The sequence below is a fragment of the Limimaricola variabilis genome (assembly GCF_014195545.1).
GTDB lineage: Bacteria > Pseudomonadota > Alphaproteobacteria > Rhodobacterales > Rhodobacteraceae > Limimaricola > Limimaricola variabilis.
In genome coordinates this window covers 314,709-335,415 of the sequence record NZ_JACIBX010000002.1, presented here as the reverse complement: position 1 = coordinate 335,415, position 20,707 = coordinate 314,709, and the positions used below count along the sequence as shown (strand labels likewise).

22 protein-coding genes are annotated in these 20,707 nt (G+C 69.2%); 7 read left to right on the top strand and 15 right to left on the bottom strand.

Annotated features, from left to right (window positions below; genetic code table 11):
- Positions 1–20 precede the first annotated feature (20 nt).
- Positions 21–848 (top strand): methyltransferase domain-containing protein, encoded by an 828-nt coding sequence (locus FHS00_RS04720; protein ID WP_183470718.1) that lies wholly within the window; start codon positions 21–23, stop codon positions 846–848.
- 64 nt (positions 849–912) lie between these two features.
- A complete protein-coding gene (gene hemH, locus FHS00_RS04715) occupies positions 913–1,965 on the top strand; it encodes a ferrochelatase (protein WP_183470351.1) in 1,053 nt (350 codons plus the stop codon).
- Positions 1,966–2,018: 53 nt separating this feature from the next.
- Here hemH and FHS00_RS04710 read toward each other — a convergent pair whose 3' ends face one another.
- On the bottom strand, positions 2,019–2,618 hold the full coding sequence (locus tag FHS00_RS04710) for a L,D-transpeptidase (RefSeq protein ID WP_183470349.1): 600 nt from the start codon (positions 2,616–2,618) through the stop codon (positions 2,019–2,021).
- Between the two features lie 161 nt (positions 2,619–2,779).
- Here FHS00_RS04710 and dalA point away from each other — a divergent pair, with 161 nt between their 5' ends.
- A complete protein-coding gene (gene dalA, locus FHS00_RS04705; RefSeq protein ID WP_183470347.1) occupies positions 2,780–3,292 on the top strand; it encodes a divisome-associated lipoprotein DalA in 513 nt (170 codons plus the stop codon).
- Positions 3,293–3,397: 105 nt separating this feature from the next.
- On the opposite strand, the gene FHS00_RS04700 is transcribed toward dalA, so the two are convergent.
- From FHS00_RS04700 to hslO, 7 genes are all read right to left on the bottom strand, one after another.
- The gene (locus FHS00_RS04700) at positions 3,398–3,892 is read right to left on the bottom strand and encodes a L,D-transpeptidase family protein (protein ID WP_183470345.1); all 495 of its coding nucleotides are present in this window, start codon (positions 3,890–3,892) and stop codon (positions 3,398–3,400) included.
- Between the two features lie 87 nt (positions 3,893–3,979).
- A complete protein-coding gene (locus FHS00_RS04695) occupies positions 3,980–5,230 on the bottom strand; it encodes a class I SAM-dependent RNA methyltransferase (RefSeq protein WP_183470343.1) in 1,251 nt (416 codons plus the stop codon).
- Positions 5,231–5,241: 11 nt separating this feature from the next.
- Complete coding sequence (locus tag FHS00_RS04690) at positions 5,242–7,065, bottom strand: ABC transporter ATP-binding protein (RefSeq protein WP_183470341.1); 1,824 nt, start codon at positions 7,063–7,065, stop codon at positions 5,242–5,244.
- Positions 7,062–8,912 carry an ABC transporter ATP-binding protein gene (locus tag FHS00_RS04685; RefSeq protein ID WP_183470339.1) on the bottom strand — a complete coding sequence of 617 codons (1,851 nt, stop codon included), beginning with the start codon at positions 8,910–8,912 and terminating at the stop codon, positions 7,062–7,064. The genes FHS00_RS04690 and FHS00_RS04685 overlap by 4 nt, the downstream gene beginning before the upstream one ends.
- Positions 8,913–8,992: 80 nt before the next feature.
- On the bottom strand, positions 8,993–10,150 hold the full coding sequence (locus FHS00_RS04680; protein WP_183470337.1) for a CCA tRNA nucleotidyltransferase: 1,158 nt from the start codon (positions 10,148–10,150) through the stop codon (positions 8,993–8,995).
- Positions 10,147–10,755, bottom strand: a complete 609-nt coding sequence (locus tag FHS00_RS04675) for a CoA pyrophosphatase (RefSeq protein ID WP_343064583.1) — start codon at positions 10,753–10,755, stop codon at positions 10,147–10,149. Before FHS00_RS04675 ends, FHS00_RS04680 begins: the two co-directional genes overlap by 4 nt.
- Positions 10,742–11,794 carry an Hsp33 family molecular chaperone HslO gene (gene hslO, locus FHS00_RS04670; RefSeq protein ID WP_183470333.1) on the bottom strand — a complete coding sequence of 351 codons (1,053 nt, stop codon included), beginning with the start codon at positions 11,792–11,794 and terminating at the stop codon, positions 10,742–10,744. Before hslO ends, FHS00_RS04675 begins: the two co-directional genes overlap by 14 nt.
- Before the next feature lie 70 nt (positions 11,795–11,864).
- Between hslO and FHS00_RS04665 the strand changes: the two genes are divergently transcribed.
- The 3 genes from FHS00_RS04665 to msrA all read left to right on the top strand — a co-directional run bounded on the left by FHS00_RS04665 (position 11,865) and on the right by msrA (position 14,395).
- Positions 11,865–12,359, top strand: a complete 495-nt coding sequence (locus FHS00_RS04665) for an NUDIX domain-containing protein (RefSeq protein ID WP_183470331.1) — start codon at positions 11,865–11,867, stop codon at positions 12,357–12,359.
- Positions 12,360–12,394: 35 nt separating this feature from the next.
- On the top strand, positions 12,395–13,621 hold the full coding sequence (locus FHS00_RS04660; protein ID WP_183470330.1) for an argininosuccinate synthase: 1,227 nt from the start codon (positions 12,395–12,397) through the stop codon (positions 13,619–13,621).
- A 135-nt stretch (positions 13,622–13,756) separates the two neighbouring features.
- Positions 13,757–14,395, top strand: a complete 639-nt coding sequence (gene msrA / locus FHS00_RS04655) for a peptide-methionine (S)-S-oxide reductase MsrA (RefSeq protein WP_183470329.1) — start codon at positions 13,757–13,759, stop codon at positions 14,393–14,395.
- 4 nt (positions 14,396–14,399) lie between these two features.
- Here the strand turns inward: msrA and FHS00_RS04650 are convergent, their stop codons facing one another.
- Entirely contained in the window at positions 14,400–14,990 is a 591-nt protein-coding gene (locus tag FHS00_RS04650) for an HD domain-containing protein (RefSeq protein ID WP_183470328.1), read from the bottom strand.
- A gap of 122 nt (positions 14,991–15,112) precedes the next feature.
- Between FHS00_RS04650 and ahcY the strand changes: the two genes are divergently transcribed.
- Positions 15,113–16,501 (top strand): adenosylhomocysteinase, encoded by a 1,389-nt coding sequence (gene ahcY / locus FHS00_RS04645; RefSeq protein ID WP_183470327.1) that lies wholly within the window; start codon positions 15,113–15,115, stop codon positions 16,499–16,501.
- 31 nt (positions 16,502–16,532) lie between these two features.
- On the opposite strand, the gene FHS00_RS04640 is transcribed toward ahcY, so the two are convergent.
- The 6 genes from FHS00_RS04640 to tsaD form a co-directional block, all read right to left on the bottom strand.
- Positions 16,533–17,267, bottom strand: a complete 735-nt coding sequence (locus tag FHS00_RS04640) for a hypothetical protein (protein ID WP_183470326.1) — start codon at positions 17,265–17,267, stop codon at positions 16,533–16,535.
- Between the two features lie 239 nt (positions 17,268–17,506).
- Positions 17,507–17,902, bottom strand: a complete 396-nt coding sequence (locus FHS00_RS04635; RefSeq protein ID WP_183470325.1) for a DUF1761 domain-containing protein — start codon at positions 17,900–17,902, stop codon at positions 17,507–17,509.
- A 49-nt stretch (positions 17,903–17,951) separates the two neighbouring features.
- Positions 17,952–18,377, bottom strand: a complete 426-nt coding sequence (locus FHS00_RS04630; RefSeq protein ID WP_183470323.1) for an EVE domain-containing protein — start codon at positions 18,375–18,377, stop codon at positions 17,952–17,954.
- A complete protein-coding gene (locus FHS00_RS04625) occupies positions 18,377–18,649 on the bottom strand; it encodes a YciI family protein (RefSeq protein WP_183470321.1) in 273 nt (90 codons plus the stop codon). Before FHS00_RS04625 ends, FHS00_RS04630 begins: the two co-directional genes overlap by 1 nt.
- Positions 18,646–19,614: an NAD(P)H-dependent glycerol-3-phosphate dehydrogenase gene (locus tag FHS00_RS04620; protein WP_183470319.1), complete on the bottom strand. Its 969-nt coding sequence runs from the start codon at positions 19,612–19,614 to the stop codon at positions 18,646–18,648. The genes FHS00_RS04625 and FHS00_RS04620 overlap by 4 nt, the downstream gene beginning before the upstream one ends.
- A complete protein-coding gene (gene tsaD, locus FHS00_RS04615) occupies positions 19,611–20,702 on the bottom strand; it encodes a tRNA (adenosine(37)-N6)-threonylcarbamoyltransferase complex transferase subunit TsaD (RefSeq protein ID WP_183470317.1) in 1,092 nt (363 codons plus the stop codon). Before tsaD ends, FHS00_RS04620 begins: the two co-directional genes overlap by 4 nt.
- Positions 20,703–20,707: the final 5 nt, after the last annotated feature.

Genomic DNA, 20,707 nt, shown 5'->3' with positions numbered 1-20,707 from the left:
TCAGTCTCTATTTCGGCCCCATGTCCACGACCCAGCGCCCCGCCCTGTTCGACCGCCCCGCCCTCGAAAGCCGCCGCGCCCGCGCGCGTCGCGTCCCGGCGCTGTTCCTGCAGGAGGCGGCGGCCGATGACGTCGAGGATAGACTCGCCGAGGTTAACCGCAGCTTTCACGACCCGGCGGTGGTCACGCCATGGCCCGAATTATGGGCCGCGCGGATGCCGGCGGCGCGGATCGTGCTCGACACGCCGACCCTCGATCTGGTCCCCGGCGCGCATGACCTGGTGGTCCACGCGCTGGCGCTGCATTGGGCCGAGGACCCGGTCGGACAGCTGATCCAGTGCGCCCGGGCGCTGCAGCCCGATGGGCTGCTGATCGTCACGCTGTTCGGCGGTGAAACCTTGGGCGAGCTGCGCGCTGCGCTCACCGCCGCCGAAACCGCCGTCAGCGGCGGGCTGTCGCCCCGGGTCGCGCCGATGGGCGAGATCCGCGATCTCGGCGCGCTGCTGCAGCGTGCCGGGCTGGCGCTCCCGGTGGCCGACGCCACGCCCTATGATGTCAGCTACGAGACCCCGTTCCACCTGATGCGCGATCTGCGCGCCATGGGCGAGACCAACGCCATGGCCGGCCGGCTTCGCCGCTTTACCCGGCGGGCCGTGCTGGCCGAGGCCGCACGGCTTCTCGCCGAAAGCGCGGGCCGCCCAGACGGCCGGATCGGCGCGCGCTTCGAGGTCATCACCCTGACCGGCTGGGCACCCTCGGCCGACCAGCCGCAACCGTTGCGCCCGGGATCGGCCAGCCACAGCCTCGAAGAGGCACTCAGACGCGCCCGCGACGAAAACGCCGATTGACCGGGTCGCCCTACGGCTACTTTTCTGTGCAAACATGCCTAACCAGACGCAGCCCTGAGGACAGATGATGCTCGACGCGACCCGCCCGACCCACGCCCCCGCCGAGCATCCGGCGCTGCCGACATCCCGCGTCGGCATCCTCGTCGCGAATCTCGGCACGCCCGACGGCACCGATTACCGCTCGATGCGGCGCTACCTGTCGGAGTTCCTCTCCGACCGCCGGGTGGTCGATACCAACCCCATGATCTGGCAGCCGATCCTGCAGGGCATCATCCTGTCGACCCGGCCCCAGAAATCCGGCGCGGCCTATCGCTCGATCTGGAACGAGGAGATGAACGAAAGCCCGCTCCGGACCATCACCCGCGCCCAGACCGAGGCGCTGCGCCAGCGTTTCGCCGCGCAGCACGGCGATGCGGTGCAGGTGGAGTTCTGCATGCGCTACGGCAATCCCTCGACCGCCTCGGTGGTGCGCAAGATGGTGGAGAACGGCTGCCGCAAGATCCTCTTCTTCCCGCTCTACCCGCAATATGCGGGCGCCACCTCGGCGACCGCCAATGACGCGTTCTTTAAGGCGCTGGGCCGTGAGAAGTGGCAGCCGACGGCGCGGGTGGTCGACCCCTATTTCGACCGGCCGGACTACATCCAGGCGCTCGCCAACTCGGTACGTCGCGCCCATCCCGACCCCGAGAACCGCCCCGAGGTGCTGGTCTGCTCCTATCACGGGCTGCCCAAGCGCTACCTGCTCGAAGGCGACCCGTATCACTGCCAGTGCCAGAAGACGACGCGGCTGCTGCGCGAGGCTCTGGGCTGGGAGAACACCCGGGTGGTGACCACCTTCCAGTCGGTCTTCGGCCGCGAGGAATGGCTCAAGCCCTACACCGTCGAGGAGGTGGCCCGGCTGGCCAAAGACGAGGGCGTTCGCAAGCTGTCGATCTGCGCCCCGGCCTTCTCGGCCGACTGCATCGAGACGCTCGAGGAGATCAACGAGGAGATCCGCGAGAGCTTCGAGCATGCCGGCGGCGAGACCTTCACTTACATCCCCTGCCTCAACGACCATGCCGAGCATGTCGACATGCTGGAGCGGGTGATCCGCGAAAATCTGTCGGGCTGGCTCTGACAGAAAAAAGGGGGCCGCGAGGCCCCCTTTTTGCCGATCGATGCGGCGCGATCTCAGATCAGCATGACCTGCGTGCCGAGGGTCGAGAGCGAGAACAGTTCGGCGATGTGCTCGTTGTAGAGACCGATGCAGCCATTCGACGACCGGCGGCCGATCTTGCGCGTGTCGTGGGTGCCGTGGATCCGGTAGTACTGCCAGGTCAGCCACATCGCATGGGTGCCGAGCGGGCTATCGGGACCGGCGGGGATGTATTCCGGCCATTCCGGGTTGCGCTGGCGCATCTCGGGCGTCGGGCGCCAGTCGGGGCCCTCGACCTTCTTGATGATCTCGGTCCGGCCCAGACGGGTCAGGTCGGGGGTCAGCGGCACCGAAGTCGGGTAGAGCTTGTAGATGCTCTGATCCTCGCTCCAGAAATGCAGCGCCCGGCTCTGGGTGTCGCACAGGATCGCGCCGTTGCGCAGATCCGCGAAGTAGGGCCGCCAGTCGAGCGTGCGGAAGCTCGAGACGTTGCGGCTCACCGAGGACGAGATGTCGCTCTCGATCTCGGTCGAGCCGGACAGCGCCAGCGCCGGGCTGGCGAGCGCGGCCGCGCCGAAGGCGGCAGAGGCGGCGACGAAGTGACGGCGGTTCAACGCTTTCGGGGCGTGGCCCATGCGAATCTCCAAAAGGGAATGTCGTGACGCCACAGCACTAGATCGCGATCTCGTGAGGCGCAATTCACTCAAACGTCACCGCGGCGAAGCCCCGCCGATCCCGTTTGATCTGTCGCTCCACTGCCGCTAATCAGGCCCGGTTCGGACCCGAAAGGTGACACATGCAGCGACGCGCGCTGATTCTCGGTTTTCTCTTAACTGGCCTCACGGCCTGCGCCCGCGCGCCCCAGGGCCGGATCGGTCCGGACGGGCTGCCGCTGCCGCAGGTCTACCGTATCACGCCCGAGGATGAGGCGCAGATCCCGTACCGGATGCTCGACGGCGTCAACACGCTGCGCCGGGCGCGCGGGCTGTCCCAGCTGACGCTCGACGCGCAGCTCAACGCCGCGGCTGCGACCCATTCGCGCGACATGAGCATCCAGAACCGGCCCTGGCATTTCGGCTCCGACGGCTCCTCTCCGGTCGACCGACTGCGGCGCGTGGGCTACATGGGGCGGCTCATCGGCGAGACGATCTCCGAGACCTACGAGACCGAACTCGAGACGCTGGCCGCCTGGATGGAAGAAGCCGCGACCCGCGACGTCATCCTCGATCCGGCCGCCCAGCGCATGGGCCTCGCCTGGTTCCAGGAGCCCGCAGGCAAGATCTGGTGGACCATGGTGCTCGCGGCCTGACGGCCCCGGATGGTGCTCGCGGCCTGACGGCATCGCATAACAGGCACGAAAAAGGGGCGCCGCGGCGCCCCTTCGCATGTCCGGTTCATGGTGCCGATGACCGGCTCAGGCCTTGACGAAGACCGGGGTGTAATCGCCCACCATCGCGTAGATCTCCTCGACCTCTTCATTGGTCACGGCGATGCAGCCGGCGGTCCAGTCCTTCTTGCCGAGCACATCCGACGGCGTGCCGTGGATGAAGATGTCGCCACCGGGCCGCTTGCCATGCGCCTCGGCGAAGGCACGGTCGCGGTCGTTCGGATAGGAGATACCGACCGACAGGTGATAGGAGCTGTTCGGGTTGCGCCGATCGATGATGTAGGTCCCCTCGGGCGTCTTGCCGTCGCCCTCGAACTGCTTGTGGCCCACCGGCGTGAAGCCGAGCTGGAACGGGTAGGATTTCAGGGCCTTGTTGCCATGCAGCAGGTACATCTTGCGCTGCTGCTTGAAGGCCATGATCGAGGTGACCTTGGGGCCGTTGTAGCTCAGGAGCTGGCGCCCCGAGCATGCCGCCAGAAGCGCCGGCGCGGCGAGGAGAAACTTGCGTCTGTCGATGGTCATACTGCCCACTGTCCCGGTCTGTGCCGTTTGGCGCGAAGCTAGCCGATTTGGGAAATGCCGCCTAGGGGCGAGCATCGGGCAGCATGATTAGCTTCGGGTGAATCGTGTCGCCAACTCCACATGCGGGGACCAGCGGAATTGGTCGACCACGGTGATCGGCCCCATCTCATACCCCTGATTCAGCAGCGTTTTTGCGTCCCGTGCAAAGCTTGCCGGGTTGCAGGACACCATCGCGATCACGCCGATTTGAGAGGCGGCCAGTTCGGCGATCTGCGCCTGCGCCCCGGCGCGCGGCGGGTCGATCACGGCGGCGTCGAATCGCCCCAGCTCATCGGCAAGCAGCGGCCGCCGGAACAGATCGCGCGCCTCCGTGGTCACCCGTTTGAGGCCCGGCACGCCCCGCCAGCCCCGGTCGAGCGCGGCAAGCATCGCGGCCTCGCCCTCGACGGCGTGAACCTCGGCCGTTTCGGCCAGCGGCAGGGTGAAGGTGCCGCAGCCGGCGAAGAGATCGACGATCCGCGCCGCGTCGCCGACGGCTTCGCGCACCGTGTCGCGCAGCGCCGCCTCGCCATGCGCCGTGGCCTGCAGGAAGGCGCCGGGCGGCGGCACGACGCGGGCCCGGCCCATCTGCTGCACCGGCGGCTCCAGCTCGGCCACGATCTCGTCGCCCCAGACCAGCCGCGACAGACCGGCCTCGCGGGCGATCTCCGGCAGCGTGATCCGCAGCTCCTCGGTGAGCGGCTTGTCGGTGTCGATATGCAGATCCGGCCCGGCTGTGCTGTCGGTGACGGTCAGGCCCGCCTCCCCCTTGCGCGAGGCCGCGAGCACGGCGATCCGCTCCAGTGCCGGGATCAACGCGGTGAGCGCCGGCAGTATCAGCCGGCAGCCCGGCACCTCGACCACCGTGTCCGAGGCGCGGGCGTGAAACCCGACCAGCGCCCCCTTCTTGGTGCGCCGACCGGCGAGGCGGGCACGGCGGCGGCTGTCGGGCGGAGAGGTCAGCACGCGGGCGATCTCGCCCTCGATGCCCTGGGCGCGCAGCGCGGCGCGCACGATGCCCGCCTTCCAATCCGCCACGAATCCGTCGGAGGCGTGCTGCATCGCGCAGCCGCCGCAGGCCTTGAAGTGGCGGCAGGGCGGGGAGACGCGCTCCGGGGACGGGGTGACGATCTTCGCCCCCTCCCCGGACAGCGTCACCACCTCGCCCGGCAGCACGCGCGGCACCAGCGTGCCGTCCGCCAGCCGTCCCATGCCGTGATGCGTCACCGTCTCGATCGTCACCTCGCCACGGGGGGCGGGATCGGGCTGCGGGGTCTTCGGCGGCAGGTTGTCGGTCATGGCGTCCTCTTCTATTCGGCGGCCTCCTGCCCGAGGAACCCGCCCGATTGGCGGGCCCAGTAACGCGCATAGACCCCGCCGCGTTCGAGCAGGGCATCATGCGTGCCTTCCTCGACGATGCGGCCGCCCTCCATGACCACGATCCGGTCCATCCGCGCAATGGTCGAAAGCCGGTGCGCGATGGCGATCACCGTCTTGCCGGCCATCGCCTGCTCCAGCGCGGTCTGGATCTGCGCCTCGACCTCCGAGTCGAGCGCCGAGGTCGCCTCGTCGAGCACCAGGATCGGCGCGTCCTTGAGCAGGGCGCGGGCGATGGCGATGCGCTGGCGCTGGCCGCCCGACAGCTTGACGCCCCGCTCGCCCAGATGGGCGTCGTAGCCGCGCCGCCCCTTGGGATCGGCGAGATCGGCGATGAAGCCATGCGCCTCGGCGCGCCGGGCCGCGCGTTCCACCGCCTCCTGCCCGGCATCGGGGTGACCGTAGCGGATGTTGTCGCGGGCCGAGCGATTGAACATCGCCGTGTCCTGCGTGACCATGCCGATCCGGCGGCGCAGGCTTTCCTGCGTGACATGGGCGATGTCCTGCCCGTCGATCAGGATGCGGCCCTGTTCGACGTCGTAGAGCCTGAGCAGCGCCGCCACCAATGTCGACTTGCCCGCCCCCGAGGCGCCAACCACGCCGATCTTCTCGCCGGGGCGGATGTCGAGCGTGACGCCCCGCAGCCCGCCCGCGCCGCCGCCATAGGTGAAACGGACATCCTCGAAGCGCACCGCGCCCGCGCGCACGTCGAGCGCGGCCGCGCCCGTGCGGTCGGTCAGCCCATGCGCGGGCGACAGGGTATGGATCGCGTCCTCGATCTCGCCCAGGTTGGAATAGATCGTCATCAGCGTGAAGCTGACCCAGCCGGTCATCTGCGCCAACCGGAGCGAGACCGCCCCCGCCGCGGCGATGTCGCCGGCGCTGGCCGCGCCGCGGCTCCAGAACCACAGGGTCGCCCCGGTGACGAGCACCGGCAGCACCCCGGCCAGCGCCATCAGCCAGAACCGGAAGCCCGCCGAGACCTTGCCGAAGCCCAGGCTGCGCTCGCGGAACTGGTGCATCGCGTCGATCGCGGCGCGGTCCTCGTGGTCGGAATGACCGAACAGCTTGACCGTCTTGATGTTGGTGATGGTGTCGACCACCTGCCCCGTCACCATGGCCCGCGCCGCCGCCCGCGCCGTCGAGGTGGCGCGGATCTTCGGCATGTAGAGCCTGATCAGGGCGATGTAGCCGATCAGCCAGAGCGCCAGCAGCGCCGCCGTCAGCGTGTCGATGGTCAGCAACAGCAGCACCGAGCCGACCAGCGAGGCCAGCGCGAAGAACACGGTCTGGATCGTGTCGACGGTGAGATCGGTGGTGGCCCGCGCCGCCTGCATCTGCTTTTGCGCGATGCGCCCGGCGAAGTCGTTGTCGAAGAAGCTGACCGCCTGGCCCAGCGTGTGTCGGTGCAGCCGCGACAGCACCAGCGTGTAGATCGAAGGCGACAGCACCACGCTCTGCAGCAGGCCCGACACGCCCAGCACCACCGGGCGCAGCAGCACGAAGAAGGCCGCCACCCCCAGCAACAGGGCCGCGTTGCCGGCGAAGAACCCCTCCGCCTTGCCCGCCAGCGCGGCGTCGATCACCCAGCCTAGGATCAGCGCCGAGAGCACCTCGAGCACCCCGGCCGCGACCGAGACCAGCGCGCTCACCCCGGTGACGAGGAAGCTGCCCGACAACGCCCAGCGCAGGAAGCGCAGCAGCGTGCCCGGCGGCGGCCCCTCGGCGGCCCGGAACGGAGCGATCAAATTCTTCATTCCGCCGCCTCGGCCGCGTTGAGCCCGAGGAAGCCGCCGGACTGCCGGGCCCAGAAGCGTGCATAGATGCCGCCGCGCGCCAGCAGCTCGTCATGGGTGCCGTCCTCGACGACTCGGCCATCTTCCATCACCAGCACCCTATCCATCCGAGCGATGGTCGAAAGCCGGTGCGCGATGGCGATCACGGTCTTGCCCTCCATCATCTCGTAGAGGGTCTTCTGGATCGCCGCCTCGACCTCCGAATCCAGCGCCGAGGTGGCCTCGTCGAGCACCAGAATCGGCGCGTCCTTGAGGATCACCCGCGCCAGCGCGATGCGCTGCCGCTGCCCGCCCGAAAGCTTGACGCCGCGCTCGCCGACCTGTGCGTCGTAGCCTTGCCGTCCCTCGCCATCGACGAGGCTTCCGATGAAGTCATGCGCCTCGGCCTGCCTCGCGGCGGCGATCATCTCGGCCTCGCTGGCGCCGGGACGGCCATAGAGGATGTTGTCGCGCACCGAGCGGTGCAGCAGCGCGCTGTCCTGCTGCACCATGCCGATGGCCTGTCGCAGGCTGTCCTGCGTCACGGCGGAGATGTCCTGCCTGTCGATCTCGATCCGCCCCTGCTCCGCGTCGTAGAACCGCAGCAGCAGCTTCACCAGCGTCGACTTGCCGGCGCCCGAGGCCCCGACCAGACCGACCTTCTGCCCGGCCGGGATCACCAGATCGAGCGGCCCGACCCCGCCCGCATCCTGCCCGTAGCGATGGTTGAGCCCGGTCACCGCGATCTCGCCACGCGTGACCGTCAGCTGGCCGGCGCGCGCATCGTCGGTGAGCGTGATCGGCTGGGCGATGGTGCGCATGCCCTCGGAGACGACGCCGAGGTTCTGGAAGAAATTGGTCACCGCCCACATAATCCAGCCGGTCATCGCGTTGAGCCGCAGGCACAGCGCCGTGGCCGCGGCGACGACACCGACGCTGGCAAAGCCGCCGGCCCAGAGCCAGATGCCCCAGCCGACCACGCCGACGATCAGCAGGCCGTTCAGCACCGACAGCGCCACGTCCATGATCGTGTAGAGCCGCATCTCCTGCTGGAAGGTGGCACGGGCCTCCTCGATCACCTGCCTGGCGCCCTCGATCTCGCGGTCGTGGTGGGCGAACATCTTGACCGAGTGGATGTTGGTATAGGTGTCGACCACCCGGCCGGTCACCGCGCTGCGGGCGTTGGAGGAGGCTTCCGAGGCCGGGCCGATCCGACGCACGGTCCAGCGCATCAGCGCCGCATAGAGCGCGAACCAGCCCAAGAGCGGCAGCAGCAGCCGCGGATCGGCGTCCCACAGCAGCACCGCCGCGCCTACGACATAGGCCAGCGCGAAGGTGATCGCGTCGAAGATCTGGAACACCACCTCTCCGGCGGCGGGCGGCGTCTGCATGATCCGGTTCGCGATCCGGCCGGCGAAATCGTTCTCGAACCAGCCGACCGATTGGCGCAGCACATGGCGATGCGCGCGCCAGCGCAGCTGGGTGCCGAAATTGGGCAGGATCGCGTTGTTCAGGAGCAGCACATGCGCCGCCTGCAGCGCCGGGCGCAGCAGCAGGATGAAGGCGGCCACCGCCAGCAGCTCGGTCCCGTGCCGGGCCAGCACCTCGCCGGCTTCGCCGCTGCCGAGCATGTCGACCAGGCGGCCCATGTAGGACAGCAGCCAGATCTCCACCACCGCGACCACGACCGACAGGATTCCCGTGACCCAGAACACCCGCGCGAAGGGGCGCGCGTAGTCCCTGAGGAACGGCCAGAGCCGGGTCGGCGGACGGTCGGTCTGCTCGTAGGGACCGTAAGGGTCCACGAGGTTTTCAAAGAAACGGAACATGGATGTCTCGACTACGTGTCACCGGCATATAATCCGGATCGGCCGAAAGGGAAACGCGTGCCCCTTGAGGCGCAGACAGCCTACGGGAGAAGTTCGGCCCGTTCCAATGCGAAGCCCGAGGCGATCCAGCGTGCCTCGATCTCGCGCAGCTTCTCGCCCAGCGCCGGGCCAGTGTAGTCCGGCATCAGGTCGGCGGGCTTCACCGGCAGCGCCGCGCCCGCCCCGGCCTCCATGGTTTCCCGTGAAACGGGGTCGATCTCGCGGCCCGATAGCGCGGCGTTCATCGCCAGAACGTCGAGTCCCCGCTCTCGCCCCAGCCGGTAGCCCAGCTCGCCCGGACCCCAGCCCGCGCCCAGCGCCTCCTGCAGGGATTGCAGCGTGCGCGCCTGTGCCCGGCTGAGCCGCAGCCGCTCCGCCGCCGCCTCGCCACCCACGAGCGCCAGCCTGCGGATCGGGTCGGGCGCGAGCCCGGCCTCCTCCTCGACATGCACCAGCACCGAGAGCGGATCCGAGGCGCCGCCCGGCAGCACCCGCATCAGCACGCCGGAGATCGCCATCGACGCGACCGCGGGCGCCGGGTCGGGCGCCGCCATCAGCCGCAGCATCTCGCCGCCCACCCGCTCGCGCGAGAGGCCGGCAATGCCCTCGGCAAGCTCGGCGCAGGCGGCGAGGCCGTCGGGGTCGATGCCCCCCTGCGGGTCGCCGTACCAGGCGTGGAAGCGGAAGAAGCGCAGGATCCGCAGGTAGTCCTCGCGAATCCGGTCATGCGCGTCGCCGATGAAGCGCAACCGCCGCGCCGCGAGATCGGCGAGCCCCGATCCCAGCGGGTCGGCCACATGGCCGCGCGCATCGGCATAGAGCGCGTTCATGGTGAAATCGCGCCGCGCCGCGTCCTCGGCGATATCGTCGGAAAAGGCCACGGTGGCGCGGCGCCCGTCGGTCTCCACGTCGCGGCGAAAGGTCGTGACCTCGATCGGCGTGCCATGCGCGACCACGGTGATCGTGCCGTGCTCGATCCCGGTCGGCACCGGCTTGAGCCCCGCCGCGCGGGCCAGCTCCACCACTCGTTCGGGCCTTGCATCGGTGGTCAGGTCGATATCCGAGACCGGCGCCCCGATCAGCGCGTTGCGCACGCAGCCGCCGACGAACCAGGCAGCGTGACCGCCCGCTTCCAGCATCTCCGTGACGGCGCGGGCCGCCTCGCTCGACAGCCACTCCGCCTCGATCCGCTCGCTCATCGGCTCATCCTTTCGGCCAGGCTGCGCAGCATGCGCGCGGTGGCCCCCCAGATGTAATAGGGGCCCCAAGGCACGACATAGTAGTGCCGCCGCCGCCCCTGCCAACGCCGCCCCTCGATCCGGAAGCGCGTCGGGTCGGTGACGTGGGCCAAAGGCACGCAAAAGGCCTCGGCCACCTCGCCCGCCTCGGGAACCGGCGCGAACGGGCCGCGCAGCAGTCCCACAACCGGCGTCACCGAAAACCCCGTGACCGTCTCGTGTGCGGGCAGCGTGCCGAGGATCTCGACCCGATCCGGGTCGAGGCCGATCTCCTCATGCGCCTCGCGCAGCGCGGCCCCGACCGGGCCGTCATCGCCCTGATCGACCTTGCCGCCCGGAAAGGCGATCTGGCCCGGATGGTGCCGCAGCCGGGCCGACCGCTTGGTCAGCCACAGCCGTGGCCCGTCACCGCCGAGATGCACCGCGACCAGCACCCCGGCCTGCCGCAATGTCCGCCCGCTGGGCTGGGGCAGGCCGGGGTCGATGTCGTAATCCGACGAGGCGTCGCCCCGCCGGGCCAGCGCGGCCCGGAGCCGCGCCTCGATGTCGAGGTCAGCCCCGTCCACCGGCAGCCTTGCCGGCGGTCGCGCCGCTCTCATCGGCGGGCTTGGCGTCCGGCCCCTCGGTCGCTTCGAAGCCGAGCGTCTGGGGCGCGAACTCGTAATGCGCGCCGCAGAACTGGCAATCGGCGGTGACGATGCCTTCCTCGGTGGTCATGTGCGCGATGTCCTTGGCCGAATAGATCGACAGGCTCTGACGCACCTTGGCCTCCGAGCAGGTGCAGCCGAACTGCACCGGCTGCGGGTCGAAGACGCGCGGCTCTTCCTCGTGGAACAGCCGCAGCAGCAGGTCCGTGGGCGCCACGCTCGGCCCGATCAGCTCCATCTCCTCGACCGTATCGAGCAGAATGTTGGCGCGGCTCCAGTTCTCACCCTCGTTCTCGTCGAGGATGTCGGTCGCCTCGAGCAGCCCCTCCTCGCCCGAGCCACCCTCGGCCTTCGCGGCGAAGGGCGAGGCCTTGGGCATCTTCTGCAGCATCACGCCGCCGGCGCGCCAGCTCTCGTCGCGACCCGGCTCGGTCGACCGGCCGAAGCTGAGCGAGAACCGGGTCGGCAGCTGCTCGGACTGCGCGAAATAGGTCTCGGCGCAGGCGGCCAGCGACTCGCCGGTGATCGGGGTGATCCCCTGATAGGGCGTGTTGCCCTGGCCCTGGTCGATCAGGATCGCGAAATACCCCTTGCCGATCAGCGAATAGGGATCGGCGGTCTCGTCGAGCCGGCTTTCATCGAAGCTGGCCCAGGCCCGGATGCGAGCGGGCGCGCCCTCATGCTCGGGGGCATAGTAGTCGGTCGCGATCAGACGGGCCGGCCCGTCGCCGCGCACCTGCAGCGACAGCTTCCAGCGCAGCTTCACGGTCTGGCCGATCAACGCGGTCAGCAGCGCCATCTCGGCGACCAGCGCCTCGATCTGCTTGGGGTAGTCGTGCTGCTCGAGCACCTTGTCGAGCACGCCGTCGAGACGCGCCACGCGGCCGCGGATGTCCGAACGGTCGAGCTGAAAGGGCAGGACGGTGTCGTCCCAGGCAATGCGGGCGCCGAGGCTCATGGGGTTTCCTTGCGTGTCGGGGATGGGCATACCGCGACCATATAGGAAGCTTGTCGGGAGACAAAAAGGGATGATCCGGCGCCATGGCGAACAGGTGCGGCGCGGCCAGAGCTACCGCCACCGCCCCGGGGTCTACGCGATTCTCGAACGCGGCGGCGACCTGCTGCTCACCTGCAAGATCAACGACCCGGCGGATATCCAGCTGCCCGGCGGCGGCATCGATCCCGGCGAAAGCCCGCTGCAGGCGCTGCACCGCGAGGTGTTCGAGGAGACCGGCTGGCGGATCGGCGCGCCGCGCCGGCTCGGCGCCTTCCGCCGCTTCGTCTGGATGCCCGATTACGGCATCTGGGGCGAGAAGCTGTGCCATATCTATACCGCCCGCCCGGTGCGGCCCCATGGCCCGCCCTCCGAGCCGGGCCACCGCGCCTTGTGGATGTCGCTGGCCGAGGCTGCGCCGCGGCTGGGCAATGCGGGTGACCGCGCCTTTGCGCATGCCTTCGCCGAAGGGCTTCTACCGCGCTCGCGCCCGCGAGGCGCGCTTGCCCCAAGGGCCGAAAGCCTTTAACGCACGCCCCTGAACGCCCATACGGAGAATTGCCCATGGCCGCCCAGCCCGCCCCGAAGAAGGTCGTCCTCGCCTATTCCGGCGGTCTCGACACCTCGATCATCCTGAAATGGCTGCAGACCGAATATGGCTGCGAGGTGGTGACCTTCACCGCCGATCTGGGCCAAGGTGAGGAGCTGGAGCCCGCGCGCAAGAAGGCCGAGATGATGGGCGCCACCTCGATCCACATCGAGGATCTGCGCGAGGAGTTCGTGCGCGACTTCGTCTTCCCGATGTTCCGCGCCAACGCGCTCTATGAAGGCCTCTACCTGCTCGGCACCTCGATCGCCCGGCCGCTGATCTCCAAACGCCTCGTCGAGATCGCCGAGGCCGAGGGCGCCGACGCCGTGGCGCATGGCGCCACCGGCAAGGGCAACGATCAGGTCCGCTTCGAGCTGGCCGCCTATGCGCTCAACCCCGAGATCAAGGTCATCGCGCCGTGGCGCGAGTGGGACCTGACTTCGCGCACCAAGCTGATCGAGTTCGCCGAACAGCACCAGATCCCGATCGCCAAGGACAAGCGCGGCGAGGCGCCCTTCTCGGTCGACGCCAACCTCCTGCACACCTCCTCCGAGGGCAAGGTTCTGGAAGACCCGGCGCAGGACGCGCCCGACTACGTCTACCAGCGCACGGTGAACCCCGAGGACGCGCCGGACCAAGCCGAGATCGTCGAGATCGGCTTCGAGAAGGGCGACGCCGTGTCGATCAACGGCGAGGCGATGAGCCCCGCCACGATCCTGACCAAGCTCAACGAGCTGGGCGGCAAGCACGGCATCGGTCGCCTCGACCTCGTCGAGAACCGCTTCGTCGGCATGAAGTCCCGCGGCATCTACGAGACGCCGGGCGGCACGATCCTTCTGGAAGCCCACCGTGGCATTGAGCAGATCACGCTTGATTCCGGCGCGGGCCACCTCAAGGATTCGATCATGCCGCGCTACGCCGAGCTGATCTACAACGGCTTCTGGTTCTCGCCCGAGCGCGAGATGCTGCAGGCGCTGATCGACAAGAGCCAGGAGCACGTCACCGGCACCGTCCGGCTGAAGCTCTACAAGGGCGCGGCGCGCACCATCGCCCGCTGGTCCGATCACAGCCTCTACTCCGAGGCGCATGTGACCTTCGAAGAGGATGCCGGCGCCTACGACCAAGTCGACGCCAAGGGCTTCATCCAGCTCAACGCGCTGCGTCTCAAGCTGCTCGCCGCCCGCAACCGCCGGGTGAAGTAACGGCTTCGGCGCCGGGTCCTCGGGTCCGGCGCCGCCCCCCTCCTGCGGCTCTGGTCACGGCCGGATCACGCAGCCTTGTCTTGCTCCCTTTTCCGCGTGGCGCACAATTGCGTGAGGAGAGAGGGAGATAACCCCATGCCCCGTATGCCTTTCGCCATTGCCGCCATCGTCGCGCTTCTCGCGCCCGTGGCGCAGGCCCAGTCGACCGAGACGATCACCGTCGCGGGCGGCTGTTTCTGGTGTGTCGAGGCCGATTTCGAGAAGGTCGGCGGCGTGATCGAGGCAGTGTCCGGCTTTGCTGGCGGCGCCACGGCCAATCCCACCTACGAGCAGGTGACCGGCGGCGGGACCGGCCATTACGAGGCGGTCGAGATCACCTACGACCCCTCCAAGGTCACCGCCCGGCAGCTCTACGACCTGTTCTTCCGCTCGATCGACCCGACCGACGCGGGCGGGCAGTTCTGCGACCGGGGCCCCTCCTACCGTACCGCGATCTTCGCCGATGCCGGTGACCGCCAGGCGGCCGAGGCCGCCAAGCAGGCCGCGCAGCAGGCGTTGGGCCGCCAGATCGTCACCCCGATCCTCGGCGCCGCACGCTTCTACCCGGCGGATGCCTATCACCAGGATTACTACAAATCCTCGGAGCGGCTTTCGGTAAGCTCGGTCGGGCTCTTCGTGCCGAAGTCCGAAGCCTACAAGCGCTACCGCGGAGGCTGCGGCCGCGACGCCCGGGTGCGGGAGCTGTGGGGCGCGCAGGCCCCGTTCGCGAATTGAGGCTCTAAAGCGCGGCGAGCAGGCTCTGATGACGTGCGACGAAGGCCGCGCGGGTCTCGCGCGGCGGTCTCAGCCGGATCTCGAACCGCGTCGCGAGATTGCGGTCGAGCCGCCCGAACAGCCGATCGGCCTCGGCCTCCGAGAACCCCGCGATCCGTACCGCTTCCAGCCAGGCCGAGATCTTGTCGGCGCGCTTGATCCGGCGCTTGAGTTCGAGCGGCAGGCTCGCGGGCAGGCCGAAACGCAGGTGGATCGCCGCGGTGAGCCGCGCGTCGAGCGCGCCGTAGCCCGGCCCCACCGCCGCCTTCACCGGCGAGATCATGTCACCGATCACGTATTCGGGCGCGTCGTGCAGCAGCGCCGCCAAACGGTCGCGCGCCCCGGCGGCGGGATGGCAGTGCCCGAAGATCTCCTCGACCAGCAGCGAATGCTCGGCCACCGAATAGGCGTGGTCGCCCCGGGTCTGCCCGTTCCAGCGCGCGACGAAGGCCAGCCCGTGGGCGATGTCATCGATCTCGACATCCATCGGCGTCGGGTCGAGCAGGTCGAGCCTGCGCCCCGACAGCATCCGCTGCCACGCCCGTGCCTTCGCCATGCCGTTCCCCCTTTGGCCCCGTCCGGGCCTAGCATGTCGCGGCGCGCCGCCGCAATTGTCAGCCCGTTTACGTAGTGTTAACTGGCTTGTCAGTTCCCCGAACTCGCCCAGAGGAGGCTCCGATGGCTCAGGATCACATCGTCAAGGACATCGCGCTGGCCGACTGGGGTCGCAAGGAAATCGAGATCGCCGAGACCGAGATGCCGGGCCTGATGGCGCTGCGCGAGGAATACGGCGCCGCGAAACCGTTGACCGGCGCCCGGATCACCGGCTCGCTGCACATGACGATCCAGACCGCCGTGCTGATCGAGACGTTGGTGGCGCTCGGCGCCGATGTCCGCTGGGCCTCGTGCAACATCTTCTCGACCCAGGACCACGCGGCGGCGGCGATCGCGGCGCAGGACATCCCGGTCTTCGCGGTGAAGGGCCAGAGCCTCGAGGAGCATTGGGACTATCTCGACCGCTCCTTCCAGTTCGAGGAAGGAGCCAACATGATCCTCGACGATGGCGGCGACGCCACGCTCTACGTGCTGCTGGGCGCGCGGGCCGAGGCGGGCGAGGACGTGCTCGGCGTCCCGACCTCCGAGGAAGAGGAAGTGGTCTTCGCCCAGATCCGCAAGCGGATGGAGCTCAGCCCCGGCTGGTTCACCCGGACCCGCGAGGCGATCCGCGGCGTCTCCGAGGAGACCACCACCGGCGTGCACCGGCTCTATGAGCTTCACAGAAAGGGCCGCCTGCCCTTCCCGGCGATCAACGTCAATGACAGCGTCACCAAGTCCAAGTTCGACAACAAGTATGGCTGCAAGGAGAGCCTCGTCGACGGCATCCGCCGCGCCACCGACACGATGATGGCCGGCAAAGTCGCCGTGGTCTGCGGCTATGGCGATGTCGGCAAGGGCTCGGCCGCGAGCCTGCGCGGCGCCGGGGCGCGGGTGAAGGTCACCGAGGTCGACCCGATCTGCGCGCTGCAGGCGGCGATGGACGGCTTCGAGGTGACGCTGCTCGAGGACGAGGTCGCCACCGCGGACATCTTCGTCACCACCACCGGCAACCGCGACGTGATCCGCATCGAGCATATGCGCGAGATGAAGAACATGGCGATCGTCGGCAATATCGGCCATTTCGACAACGAGATTCAGGTCGCGAGCCTGCGCAACCACAAATGGACCCGGATCAAGGACCAGGTGGACATGATCGAGATGCCCTCGGGCAACAGGATCATCCTGCTCTCCGAGGGCCGGCTCCTGAACCTCGGCAACGCCACCGGGCACCCGTCCTTCGTGATGTCGGCTTCCTTCACCAACCAGGTGCTGGCGCAGATCGAGCTTTGGACCCGCGCCGAGGCCTATGCGCCCGGCGTGCACATCCTGCCCAAGGCGCTCGACGAGAAGGTCGCGCGGCTGCATCTGGGCCGGATCGGCGCCAAGCTGACCGAGCTGCGTAAGGAGCAGGCCGACTATATCGGCGTGACCGTCGACGGACCGTTCAAGCCCGAGCATTACCGCTACTGACCGGTCTCGGGCGGCCCGCCGGGCCCGCCCTTCACGCCATCACGAGCAGCGCGGCGTAGAACGCAGCACCCAGCGCGAAGGCCCAGAGTCGGCTCTCGCGCTCCTCGGGCAGCTCTTCCTTGATGACGTTGAGGACGACCGAGCCGGCCAGAAAGCCGAAACCGCCGCCGATCCAGGCCTCGGGGATCTCGAACACGAGGCTCGCCAGCCAGCCCGCCAGCACCGCCGCGGCAAGCAGCCACCGCCCTTCATGCAGGTATTGCCGCCCGTGATGGGCATAGAGCGCGCGGTCGTTGACCACGAAATGCAGCCCCAGCGCCACAGCGTAGAGCATCATGCCGCCGAAGCCCTCCTCGCGCAGCTGCTCCTCGAGCAGGTATCCGACGAGGAAGTTGTATACCCCGAAGCCGCCCAGATGCAGCCAGAAGGCCCCGGCGGGCGACTCCGTGCCGTCCCGGTTGCCGGCCCGTCGCCGCGCCATGCGTTCCAGCGCGTAGAACACCACCAGACCGGTCAGCGCCAGCAGCCAGACCCCCATCCCGGCGAAGCCCCCATGCCCCGCCTCTTCGCCCGCGACCATCTCGCCGAACTCGGACATCTCGGGCAGCAGGTGGACGAAGACATAGGCCACCGACACCCCGCCCGCCGCCGAGAGCCAGATGCTGCGCGGCGTGCGGTCGAGGAACACCAGCTTGGGGCTGAGCAGATGCACCGAGGCGAAGATCAGGGCCACGATCGCGGCGCCGATCTGGGCAGTGAAAGTCATGCGGCAGCCTCCCGTGATACAGGGGGTCAACCGCGACGGAACTTGACGGTTCCTTGAGGAAATCGCGTGGTTTCGCACCGAGTTCGAGGCATGGAATCCTTGCCTCGAATCGCCCTCGGGCCTATGCCTCCCGGTGTCGGCCAGGAGGGCCAGACCCCAGTTTCAGTGATCCGCCGGGTGGGAGTCCGCGGGTGAGAACGGGGGTGCTGGCCAGCGTGCCGCCCCCCGTATACCCGCCCTCAGAACAGCCCGAGCACGAGGCCCATCGCCGCGCAGCCCAGCGCCGCGTAGCCGCCATCGATCACCGCCAGCGACCACGGCCGATCGGAATAGCCGGTGTTGAGCGTGATCCACGGCGCGATGAACAGCGCCCCGATGCCGAGACCGCCGATCAGCCCGCCGATCCCGGTATCGATCCCCGCCAGCCCGAAGAAATAGCGCATCGCCGTGGCGATGATCAGCATCGCGACGAAGGAGACGAGATAGGGCGTCGGCGAGCCGCTGTTGAGCGGCTTGCCATCCTCGCCGAGCTTGACGCCGGAGGCCGCCATCCAGGGCTTGGCCAGCGCCATGTACCAGGCCGCGCCGAGCGCGAAGGATGCCAGCGCCGCCAGCAGGATCGAGAGTAACGTCATCCGTGGTCCCTCCGGTTTTGCCCAGAATGCCCCGGATGGCGGCTCCGCGCTATGCCTCGGCCAGAGATCCCGCCAGCTCGTGGATCACGCGCCACTCATCCTCGGAGACCGGCTGCACCGAAAGCCGCGAGTTGTTGACCAGCACCATCTCCGCCAGCCGCGGCTCGGCCTTGATCTCGTCGAGCCGCACCGCGCGCCCAAGGGGATAGAGCGCGCGGATGTCGACGCATTCCCAGCGCGGATCGTCGGTCGAGCTGTCGGGATGCACCGTGGCGCAGACCTCGACCACACCCACGGCCTCCTTGCCGATGTTGGAATGGTAGAACAGCCCGCGATCGCCGATCTGCATCTCGCGCATGAAGTTGCGGGCCTGGTAATTGCGGATCCCGTCCCATTCCTCGCCCTGATCGCCTTTGGCGACCTGGTCGTCCCAGGACCAGACATTGGGCTCGGACTTGAACAGCCAGTAGCGCATCAGCCGATCACCTTCTTCCAGGCGCGGATCTCGACGCTCTCGAACAGGCCCGCGCGGGCATAAGGGTCGTTCTCGGCCCAGGCCTCGGCCGCAGCCCGGTCCTCGACCTCGAGGATCACCAGCGAGCCGTCCATGTTGCCCTCGGCGTCGAGGAACGGCCCGGCCATGGCCACCACGCCGGTGGATTCGATATATTCGAGATGCGCCTCGCGGGTGTCGCGGCGGATCTGCAGCGCACCGGGCTTGTCGCGGGTGATGACGGCGAAGCTCATTCGCTTTCCTCCTTGAGCGGTCTGTTGATCAGCGCGTCGAGCGCCTGATGGGGGGTGAGGTCATGCGCGACCATGCGCGCGGTCACGGCCGAGATCGGCAGGTCGAGGCCGCGCGCGGCGGCCAGGTCGGTGACCGCCCGCGCGGTGGCCGCCCCCTCCACCGTGGTGGCCGTGTCGAAGCTCTCGCCCCGGCCCAGCGCCAGCCCGTAGCGGTAGTTGCGCGACAGCTCGGACGAGCAGGTCAGCACCAGATCACCGAAGCCCGACAGGCCCATCAGCGTCTCGGGCCGGGCCCCGAGCGAGGCGGCAAGACGCTGCATCTCGGCAAAGCCGCGGGTCATGAGCGCCGCGCGCGCGCTGTCGCCGAACCCCGCGCCGATGCAGGCGCCGCAGGCGATCGCGATGACGTTCTTGAGCGCACCGCCAAGCTCCGCCCCGATGACATCCGCGGTGCGATAGAGCCTGAGGCCGGGCGTCGACAGCGCCGCCTGCAGCGCCGCGCCGCAGCCCTCGTCGATGCAGGCCAGCGTCAACGCGGTCGGCAGGCCGCGCGCGATGTCGGCGGCAAAGCTCGGCCCGGTCAGCAGCGCCGGGGTGGCGCTGGGCACCGCCTCGGCGATGATCGCGGTCTGGCCGGTGAGGCGCGTCAGGTCGATGCCCTTGGCGCAGGCCACCAGCACCTTGCCCGCCAGCGCCTCGGCATGGGCGGTGACGAAGCCGCGCGTCGCCTGCGCGGGCAGCGCCAGCAGGATCGTGTCGCAAGGCAGGAGCGCATCGAGATCCGAGACGATGTCGATGCTCGCCGGCAGATCGATCTCGGGCAGCCGTTCGACCCGGCGGCTCTCGCGTGCCTTGTCCACCGCTGCCGCGTCGCGCGCCCAGAGCGTCACCTCGCGGCCTGTCCGCGCCAGCGCTACCGCCAGCGCCGCGCCGAACGCCCCCGCTCCCGCGATCCCAATCCTCATGCCTTGGCCCCCTTTCTGCCCGATCCGATCATCGGTGCCGCGCCCGCATCGAGCGGCCAGCGCGGCCGCGCCGCGAGGTCCAGCCCGTCGGTCGCGCCCGCGGCCAGCCGTCCCAGCCCGGCAAAGGCGATCATCGCCGCGTTGTCGGTGCACAGGCCGAGCGGCGGCGCCGAGAACGCCACGCCACGTTCGGCGCAGAGCCCCTGCAACGCCCCTCGGATCGGCCCGTTCGCGGCGACGCCCCCCGCTACGGCAAAGGCCGGGCGCGCCGGCGCGCGGTCGAGATAGATCTCGAGCGCGCGCCGCGTCTTCTCGTGCAGGATCTCGACCACCGCCTTTTGAAAAGCCGCCGCCAGATCGGCGCGCGCGGCGCGGGTCAGGCCGCCCCGCCCGGCCATTTCGGCGTCGCGGGCCCGCAGCAGCGCCGTCTTGAGTCCTGAGAAGGACATGTCGCAGCCCGGCCGGTCGAGCAGCGGGCGCGGCAGCGGAATCCGCCCCGCATCGCCATGCCGCGCCTCGGCCTCGACCGCCGGGCCGCCGGGCTGCGGCAGGCCCAGAAGCCGCGCGGTCTTGTCGAAGGCCTCGCCCGGCGCGTCGTCGATCGTGCCGCCGAGACGGCGGAACGCATCCTCGCCCTCGACCACGAGGAACTGGCAATGCCCGCCCGAGACCAGCAGCATCAGGTAGGGAAATTCGAGCCCGTCGGTCAGACGCGGCGTCAGCGCGTGCCCCGCGAGGTGGTTGACGCCGATCAGCGGCAGCCCGGTGGCCGCCGCCAGCCCCTTGGCCAGCATCACCCCGGACAGCACGCCGCCGATCAGGCCCGGCCCCGCGGTCACCGCGATGCCGTCGATCTGGGGCAGCGCCAGTCCGGCCTCCTCCAGCGCCGCCTCGACGCAGTGATCGAGCACCTCGGCATGGGCGCGGGCCGCGATCTCGGGTACGACGCCGCCGAAATCGGCATGCAGATCCGCCTGGCCGCGCACCACCGAGGCCAGCACCTCGGCCCTGTCCGGCCCGCCGCGCACCACCGCCGCCGCGCTGTCGTCGCAGCTCGATTCAATGCCGAGAATGGTGAGTGTGGCCATGTCCG

Excerpts from the sequence above, each read along its gene's own strand:
- hemH (WP_183470351.1), top strand. The coding sequence starts at position 913 with ATGATGCTCGACGCGACCCGCCCGACCCACGCCCCCGCCGAGCATCCG.
- msrA (WP_183470329.1), top strand. The coding sequence starts at position 13,757 with ATGCCCCGTATGCCTTTCGCCATTGCCGCCATCGTCGCGCTTCTCGCG.
- FHS00_RS04635 (WP_183470325.1), bottom strand. The coding sequence starts at position 17,902 with ATGACGTTACTCTCGATCCTGCTGGCGGCGCTGGCATCCTTCGCGCTC.
- hslO (WP_183470333.1), bottom strand. The coding sequence starts at position 11,794 with ATGAGCCTCGGCGCCCGCATTGCCTGGGACGACACCGTCCTGCCCTTT.
- FHS00_RS04665 (WP_183470331.1), top strand. The coding sequence starts at position 11,865 with ATGATCCGGCGCCATGGCGAACAGGTGCGGCGCGGCCAGAGCTACCGC.
- FHS00_RS04710 (WP_183470349.1), bottom strand. The coding sequence starts at position 2,618 with ATGGGCCACGCCCCGAAAGCGTTGAACCGCCGTCACTTCGTCGCCGCC.
- FHS00_RS04685 (WP_183470339.1), bottom strand. The coding sequence starts at position 8,912 with ATGTTCCGTTTCTTTGAAAACCTCGTGGACCCTTACGGTCCCTACGAG.
- FHS00_RS04690 (WP_183470341.1), bottom strand. The coding sequence starts at position 7,065 with ATGAAGAATTTGATCGCTCCGTTCCGGGCCGCCGAGGGGCCGCCGCCG.
- FHS00_RS04640 (WP_183470326.1), bottom strand. The coding sequence starts at position 17,267 with ATGACTTTCACTGCCCAGATCGGCGCCGCGATCGTGGCCCTGATCTTC.
- FHS00_RS04700 (WP_183470345.1), bottom strand. The coding sequence starts at position 3,892 with ATGACCATCGACAGACGCAAGTTTCTCCTCGCCGCGCCGGCGCTTCTG.
- dalA (WP_183470347.1), top strand. The coding sequence starts at position 2,780 with ATGCAGCGACGCGCGCTGATTCTCGGTTTTCTCTTAACTGGCCTCACG.
- FHS00_RS04650 (WP_183470328.1), bottom strand. The coding sequence starts at position 14,990 with ATGGCGAAGGCACGGGCGTGGCAGCGGATGCTGTCGGGGCGCAGGCTC.
- ahcY (WP_183470327.1), top strand. The coding sequence starts at position 15,113 with ATGGCTCAGGATCACATCGTCAAGGACATCGCGCTGGCCGACTGGGGT.
- FHS00_RS04695 (WP_183470343.1), bottom strand. The coding sequence starts at position 5,230 with ATGACCGACAACCTGCCGCCGAAGACCCCGCAGCCCGATCCCGCCCCC.
- FHS00_RS04660 (WP_183470330.1), top strand. The coding sequence starts at position 12,395 with ATGGCCGCCCAGCCCGCCCCGAAGAAGGTCGTCCTCGCCTATTCCGGC.
- FHS00_RS04720 (WP_183470718.1), top strand. The coding sequence starts at position 21 with ATGTCCACGACCCAGCGCCCCGCCCTGTTCGACCGCCCCGCCCTCGAA.
- FHS00_RS04680 (WP_183470337.1), bottom strand. The coding sequence starts at position 10,150 with ATGAGCGAGCGGATCGAGGCGGAGTGGCTGTCGAGCGAGGCGGCCCGC.
- FHS00_RS04620 (WP_183470319.1), bottom strand. The coding sequence starts at position 19,614 with ATGAGGATTGGGATCGCGGGAGCGGGGGCGTTCGGCGCGGCGCTGGCG.
- tsaD (WP_183470317.1), bottom strand. The coding sequence starts at position 20,702 with ATGGCCACACTCACCATTCTCGGCATTGAATCGAGCTGCGACGACAGC.
- FHS00_RS04630 (WP_183470323.1), bottom strand. The coding sequence starts at position 18,377 with ATGCGCTACTGGCTGTTCAAGTCCGAGCCCAATGTCTGGTCCTGGGAC.
- FHS00_RS04625 (WP_183470321.1), bottom strand. The coding sequence starts at position 18,649 with ATGAGCTTCGCCGTCATCACCCGCGACAAGCCCGGTGCGCTGCAGATC.